Origin of the sequence: Phenylobacterium sp., from assembly GCF_030697305.1 — a bacterium.
GTDB lineage: Bacteria > Pseudomonadota > Alphaproteobacteria > Caulobacterales > Caulobacteraceae > Phenylobacterium.
Genome location: NZ_JAUYQL010000108.1, coordinates 1 through 7,165, shown reverse-complemented (window position 1 = coordinate 7,165; position 7,165 = coordinate 1). Strand labels below are relative to the sequence as shown.

Here is a 7,165-nt window from a genome sequence, read left to right as displayed (position 1 = left end):
ACCCGGCGGCTGTGAAGCAGGGCGGCCACCGCCGCCACCGACTCGTTGGGCGAGGCGGTGAACACCGCGTCGCCCTTCAACTTGAGGATCTGGGCACTGAGCACAGGCTTTCTCCCTATCCACGAGGGGAGAGCGTTGCGCAGAAACCCGACGGGATCAATGCACGTGCAAGTCAGCGCCTGCGCAACGCTGCGGCGAACGGGCCCAGCAGCAGCACGCCGGCGATGAAGCCTGCTACGTGCGCCTCCCAGGCGACGGTTGCGTCCCCTGCCCCTGGCGCGAAGCCGAACAGCGCGATCAGCAGGTTGATGGCCAGCCACGCTCCGCCCATGCCGAGCACCGGCCGACTGAGAATCGGTCCCACCGCGCCCCGCCCGGCGATCAGCCGCGAGGCGGCGCCCATGAGGCCCGACACCGCGCCCGACGCGCCTACCAGCAGGCCGTGCTCGCCCGCGTGCAGCACCGCATAGCCGACATTCGCGAGCGCGCCGCACGCTAGATAGAAGACAGCGAAGGCCGCGCCATCACGAAGCCTGAGCCCGAAGAACCGCGCCAGCGGCGTCGCGAAGGCCAGGGCGAAGGCGCCGTTCATCAGCGCGTGTGGCCAACTCCCATGTAGGAACAGGGCGGTGAACAAGAGGGGCCAGCGCCCGTCCTGCAGGTCGATCGGCGAGAACGCGTAGCGGGCGATCACCGCATCGCCGCCGACCGCGCCCTGCAGCGCGTAGCCGCCGATGATCACCACACAGAGCGCCAGCGCGGGCCACGGCGCCTTGAACATCGGCTCGCGCACAGGCGGGACTTGGGCTTCTGAATCAAACGGCATCTGCACCTCAGGATCGCGCATCGGTCTTAACCAATTCGCGAGGGTCTGTGGACTAAGTAGGGGCGGCTGGGGGGTTGCGCGACGCGCGCGGCCTTCCGCGCCGCATGCAGTTTCCTCCGCGGGGAGAGTTCCGCCGTCATGGTCGCCGTTTCGTCCCCAACCCTGCGCCGAGCCACGCTGGCCGCCCTGGCGCTCGCCGCCCTCGCGGCCGGCCACGCGCAGGCGCAGTCGATGTCCTCAAACTCCGCTGAGTTCAATGCCGGCTACGGTCGTTACGCCGGGCAGGAGAACCGCGGCGTGGACATCACCACCCGCGACGCCAACGGCAATCGGGTGATCGTCGACGGCCTGATCCTCACCGGCGACGACCAGTCCAGCTTCTCTCGCGCCTCGGGCGCGGCTGACGCCTATGCGGGTGTCGGCGCGGCCGGCGGCGGGGCCACGGCCATCGGCAACAACCTGGTGGTCATCACCCAGGGCAGCAACAACACCGTCATCGTGGACTCGCGCCAGACCAACACCGGTGCGGTCACGGCGACCACGCAATTGAATTCAGGGGTGGGTAATGGTCAGTAATCGCCTGGTCCGCGCCGCGGCGCTGATCTCCGCAGGCTCTATGGCCCTCGCAGGCTGCGCAACGCCCGTCGCCGGGCCCAGCGGCAACTATGCCCGCCCGGTGGGGACGGCCACTGTCACCGCCAACCCGACGCCCTACTCCCAGGCGCTGGTCTGCGAGGCGGAGTACGCCCGTAACGCCAAGATCTCCGCCCCGCGCATCGCCATCGGGCGCATCGCCGACTACACCGGCAAGGCCGAGGCCGACGGCAGCGGCCGCAAGATCACCCAGGGCGCCTCGCTGATGGCCATGTCGGCCTTCGCGAAAGCCGGCATGCCTCTGGTCGAACGCTTCGACACCTCGGTGTCTGAACTGGAACTGAAGTACGCCAACAACAAGCTGATCTCCGACCAGCCGAACCCCGCGCCGGACATGCCGGCGGAATACCGCAAGATCCTCGCCGGCCAGGTCCCTGGCTCGGACTTCTATGTGGCCGGCGGCATCACCGAGCTCAACTTCAACATCCGCTCGTCCGGTTTCGACATCTCCGGCGGCGACGTGGACGTGGACGACTTCAAGGGCTCGGCCCGCGGCCGGTTGATGGTGATGAACATCGGCCTGGACCTGCGGCTGATCAACACCCGCACCCTCGAGGTGGTGGACGTGATCTCCTACCAGAAGCAGGTGGTGGGCCGCGAAATCAGCCTCGGCATGTTCGACTTCCTGAACGGCAACGTCTTCGACGTCTCCGCCGGCACGGGTGCGCTGGAGCCGATGCAGCTTGCGGTGCGCGCGCTGGTCGAGCGCGCCGTCGTCGAGATGACCGCCAATCTCTACGGGATGTCGGGCCCCGAGGCCTGCCTGACCTCCGATCCCCTGGCCGGCGCCACCACCGGCCTGACCGGCGGCTACGTGCCTGCCTACAACAACCTGGACACCAACAATGCGCAGACCCGCGAAGATCCTTCTCGCTGGAACACTCGCCGCGATTCTGCCGTTCGCAGCCGCTTCTAGCCTCGCGGCGCCCAGCGACGTCCTGAACGACCAGATCCAGCTGGGAGACGTGTTCTCCCAGCAGACGCTGGACGTCGTCGAGGTCAGCGAGACGACCAGCGGCACGACGACCGCCACCGGCAACAGCTTCGACGGCACGGTGGACCAGGGCGACCTGGCGGTGACCTCAAATCAGAGCCTGCAGGCCAACGTCGGCGCGACCACAGAGCTCAACGTCGCGTCCAGCTCGGGCGCGGTGACGGCGCTGACCACGGCGGCGACCGGCAACACCGGCGACGCCGGCGTGTTCGCGGGCGGCCTCACGGGCTCGTTCGTCCAGACGACCGGCGCGACCAACGTCTCCGCCAACAGCCACATCGAGGCGCCCGGCGGCCAGGCCGGCGACGTCGCCTCCAGCGTGCAGGCGATCGGCAACAGCCAGGGCTTCGGCGTCACCTCCGGCGCCTCCTACGTCAGCGTCGACCAGACCAACCAGGCCCAGGTGACCTCCGACGGCGGCGGGGTCTACAACTACATCGGCGGCCAAGCGACGTTCTCGGCCGCCAGCGCCGCCAACAACCTGACCGCGGCGTCCGCTGGCGGCTCCAGTCAGCAGATCTTCGCCACCCAGGCGAACGACGCGGCGATCACCCAGGCCTCTCAGTTCACTAGCTTCGGCAACGCCTACCTGACCACGACCAGCGCCACGGCCACCGGCAACAACATCTCCGCCGGCAACGAAGGCTCGACGCTGGCGCTGACCACTGACCAGCGCAACAGCGCCTACGTGCGCGCCGAGACGGTCAGCAACGCCTATGAGTTCGGCGCGGGCTCGGCCGTCTCCTACGGCGTCGGCAACAGCGCCTTCGCCGGCAACGCCGGGACCGAGACGCTGATCGACAACACGCAGCTGAATGATGGCGGCGGCATCGACGTGGCGGCCGACTACACCGGCTATCAGGGCTACGACGCCCAGGCCTCGGCCACCGCCATCGGCAATGCGGCCACCGGCTACGCCTGCGCTGAGTGCGACGGCTATGTCTCGGTCGCCAACCGCCAGACCAACAACGCCGAGGTGGGCGCGCAAAGCTCCACCAGCGTGACCTCGGCGCGCACGGTCACCGGCGTCGCCAACGCCATCGGCAACACCGCCAGCTACTACGTGAGCCGCCCGAACCAATAGGCCGGCCCACAGCCGCGGGCGCGCACGCGTCCCGGCTGAAACGATCCCGCCTTGTGATGGCCACGCCGCACAGCGATGCTGGGCTGCGTCGCCACCTGGGATCCCCGATGAACCGAGCCTTCCGCGCGAGCTTCGCGCTCGCCGCGGCGTTGAGCCTTGCCTGCGCCGCGCCCTCCGCTTCCAGTTTTAGCCTTCCCAAGTTCAAGCTGCCGGGACTGGGCGCCAAGGAAGCGCCGAAGGCCGCGCCGACATCGGAGAAGTTGAAGCCCGGCGAGTGGCCGCAGGCCAGGTCCGACGTGCAGGTGGACCCATCGATCCGCTTCGGCGCCCTGCCCAACGGCATGCGCTACGCGATTCAGAAGCAGAGCATCCCCGCCGGCCAGGCCTCGCTGCGGCTGCGCTTCGCCGCCGGCTCGCTGATGGAGACCGACGCCCAGCAGGGGCTGGCGCACTTCCTGGAGCACATGGCGTTCAACGGCTCCAAGGCCGTCCCAGAAGGCGACATGGTCAAGATCCTGGAGCGGCTGGGGCTGGCGTTCGGCGCGGACACCAACGCCTCCACCGACTTCGAGCAGACGCTCTACAAGCTCGACCTGCCGCACACCGACGCCGAGACCGTGGACACCAGCCTGATGCTGATGCGCCAGACCGCCGGCGAACTGACCATCGAGCCCGGCGCGGTCGACCGCGAGCGCGGCGTCGTGCTGTCGGAGGAGCGGGCGCGCGACACCCCCGGATATCGGATCTACCGCTCGCGGCTGGATTTCTTCCTGCAGGGCCAGCGCCCCCCCAACCGATTCCCGATCGGCAAGGTCGAGGTGCTGAAGGACGCGCCGGCCAGCCAGATCGCGGCCTTCTACAACAACTACTACCGCCCGGAGCGCGCAGTGCTGGTCGCCGTGGGCGACTTCGACGTCGACGCCATGGAAGCCAAGATCCGCACCAAGTTCAGCGACTGGACGGCGCGCGGCCCGGCCGGCGCCGAGCCCGACGTCGGGCCCGTGAAGCCGCGCGGCGCGGAAGCCCGCCTGGTGATCGAGCCCGGCGCGCCGACGTCGATCCAGGTCGCCTGGATCGCGCCGCCAGACCTTTCGGCCGACACGGGCGCCAAGCGGCGCCACGACCTGGTCGAGCAACTGGGCTTTTCGGTGCTCAACCGCAGGCTCTCGCGGCTGTCGCGCGGCGCCGAGCCGCCGTTCCTGGGAGCGGCCGCTTTCAAGGGCGACGACTACAAGGCCGCCGAGGTCACCATGCTGACCGTCAACGCTGAGCCGGGCGGCTGGAAGACGGCTCTCGCCGCCGTCGAGCAGGAACAGCGCCGCGCCGTGCAGTTCGGCGTGCGCCAGGACGAGCTGGACCGCGAGGTCGAGGAGATCCGAACCAGTCTGACCGCGGCCGTCGCCGGCGCGGCGACGCGGCGCCAGACGCAACTCGCCGCCGAGATCGTCGATTCGCTGGACGACGACACCGTGGTGACCGACCCTGCCCAGGACCTGGCCATGTTCGAATCCGCGGTGAAGGACCTGAAGGCGGAGCAGGTCTCCGCCGCCTTGAAGGGCGCGTTCAAAGGCTCAGGGCCGCTGACCTTCATGGCCTCCCCGACCCCGATCGAGGGTGGCGAAGCCGCCTTGCTTGCCGCGCTTCAGGAGTCGCAGAAGGTGGCGGTCACGAGCCCCGCTGAGCCAAGCGAGGTCACCTGGCCGTACGCGAGCTTCGGAAACCCCGGCAAGGTCGTCGAGGAGCGTGAGGTCGCCGACCTGGACACCGTGTTCGTGCGCTTCGCCAACGGCGTGCGCCTGACCATCAAGCCGACGCGGTTCCGCGACGACGAGATCCTGATCCGCGTGCGGGTCGGCGGCGGGCTGACCGACATCCCGAAGAGCCGCGAGAACGCCGGCTGGGCGTCGGGGGCCTTCACCGAGGGCGGCCTGAAGCAGATCAGCGCCGAGGATATGGAGCGGGTGCTGGCCTCAAAGGTGTTCGCCGCGCGATTCGGTGTCGGCGACGACGCATTCACGCTGTCCGGCGGCACCCGGCCCGACGATCTGGACGTCCAGCTGCAGGTGTTGAGCGCCTATCTCGCCGAGCCCGGCTGGCGACCCGAGGCGTTCCAGCGCCTCAAGGGCGCCGGCAAGACCATCCACGACCAGTACGAAGCGACCGATTCCGGCGTGCTGGCCCGCGACCTGCCGGCGCTGCTGCACCCGGGCGACCAACGCTGGGTGTTCCCCAGCCGCGAACAGATCGCCGGCGCGAAACTCGAGGACCTGCAGGCTCAGGTGACGCCGGCCCTGAAGGACGGCCCGATCGAGGTGATCATCGTCGGCGACACCACTGTGGAGAAGGCCACAGCGGCGGTCGCCGCCACCCTGGGCGCCCTGCCCGCACGCCGCGAGCCCGCCAGGCCCGACCCGGCCCAGCTCCAGATCGGCTTCCCCAAGGCCGACGCAGCGCCCCTGGTGCTGCGCCACAAGGGGCGCGCCGACCAGGCGATCGGCTACGTCGCCTGGCCAACCACCGACTTCTTCGCCGACCCGCAGAAGGCGCGCGAAACCGCGGTGATGGGCGAGATCATGGAGCTGCGGCTGATCGATGAGCTGCGCGAGGCGCAAGGCGCGACCTATTCCCCATCGGTCAACTACAACCACAGCTTCGTCTGGCCGGGCTGGGGGTATCTCGCCGCCAGCGTCGAGGTGCCGCCGGCCAAGCTCGACAGCTTCTTCGCCGACGTACGCCGCATCGGCCACGAGCTGGCCGACAAGGGCACGACGCCGGACGAGCTGGAGCGCGCCAAGAAGCCCAGGCTCGACAACATCGAGAAGGCGCGTGTGACCAACCAGTACTGGCTGTCGGAGCTGTCCGGCGCGCAGGCCGACCCTCGCCGCCTCGACGCCATCCGCGCCGCGATCCCCGGCACCGAACGGGTCACCGCCGCCGACGTCCAGCGCGCCGCCAAGACCTATCTGCGCGACGACAAGGCCTGGATGTTGGCCGTGCGCCCGCAAAAGGAGTGAGGCGGGTCTGACGGGACCGCAAGGGGAGAAGGACCATGACGGCCGCGTCGTGCTGAGATCGGCGTGGCCGATGGCTATTTCGCCCAGCCATGATTCAGCGCCGGGAATCGCGCGTTCGGCGGAGCGAGACCCAGGAATGGGCAGAGGCGATCCCAGCCCTCACCTCCCGCAATGTCCAGCTCTAGCAGGGCATCGGGACGCCCGGCGAAGTAGCGGCGGACGTCGGCGTGGTGACGGCGGAACGCGGCGGCGAGCACGTCGGCGTCGTAGCCAACGGTCTCATAGATCGCCATGCGGCGCGCGACACGTTCGTGCTCGCCGACGATGGGCCACTGATTGAGCCTTTGGGAACGCTCCATCGAGGCCAGCCAGCCCTCCAAGGTGCGGGTCATGAGCACGAACTTCGATCCGGGGGACATATAGTCGAGATACTTGAAGTGGAGGACTAAGGTGTTGCCCGAGCCTCCGTCGAGCGTGCCCAGCATCTCGAAGGCCGCATCCTGTTGAACGCGCCGATAACCTAGAACCGACAGAGCAGCGCAAAATGAGGTGTTGCCCGTGCGTGACAGGCCCACGCCCCAACAACGCGGCGG

At 69.0% G+C, this 7,165-nt stretch carries 6 protein-coding genes; 4 read left to right on the top strand and 2 right to left on the bottom strand.

What is annotated here, in order from left to right:
- Positions 1 to 172: 172 nt before the first annotated feature.
- Entirely contained in the window at positions 173 to 826 is a 654-nt protein-coding gene (locus Q8R27_RS11150) for a rhomboid family intramembrane serine protease (protein ID WP_305699090.1), read from the bottom strand.
- A gap of 138 nt (positions 827 to 964) precedes the next feature.
- Between Q8R27_RS11150 and hfaA the strand changes: the two genes are divergently transcribed.
- The 4 genes from hfaA to Q8R27_RS11130 all read left to right on the top strand — a co-directional run bounded on the left by hfaA (position 965) and on the right by Q8R27_RS11130 (position 6,572).
- Entirely contained in the window at positions 965 to 1,402 is a 438-nt protein-coding gene (hfaA, locus tag Q8R27_RS11145) for a holdfast anchoring protein HfaA (protein ID WP_305699089.1), read from the top strand.
- A gap of 40 nt (positions 1,403 to 1,442) precedes the next feature.
- Positions 1,443 to 2,396 (top strand): holdfast anchoring protein HfaB, encoded by a 954-nt coding sequence (hfaB, locus tag Q8R27_RS11140; protein ID WP_371134686.1) that lies wholly within the window; start codon positions 1,443 to 1,445, stop codon positions 2,394 to 2,396.
- Positions 2,326 to 3,558: a holdfast anchor protein HfaD gene (gene hfaD / locus Q8R27_RS11135; RefSeq protein WP_305699087.1), complete on the top strand. Its 1,233-nt coding sequence runs from the start codon at positions 2,326 to 2,328 to the stop codon at positions 3,556 to 3,558. Before hfaB ends, hfaD begins: the two co-directional genes overlap by 71 nt.
- 107 nt (positions 3,559 to 3,665) lie before the next feature.
- Positions 3,666 to 6,572 (top strand): pitrilysin family protein, encoded by a 2,907-nt coding sequence (locus tag Q8R27_RS11130; protein WP_305699086.1) that lies wholly within the window; start codon positions 3,666 to 3,668, stop codon positions 6,570 to 6,572.
- Positions 6,573 to 6,646: 74 nt separating this feature from the next.
- Here Q8R27_RS11130 and Q8R27_RS11125 read toward each other — a convergent pair.
- Positions 6,647 to 7,165, bottom strand: a 519-nt coding sequence (locus tag Q8R27_RS11125) for a sulfotransferase (protein WP_305699085.1), incomplete at its 5' end; no start/stop codon positions are given.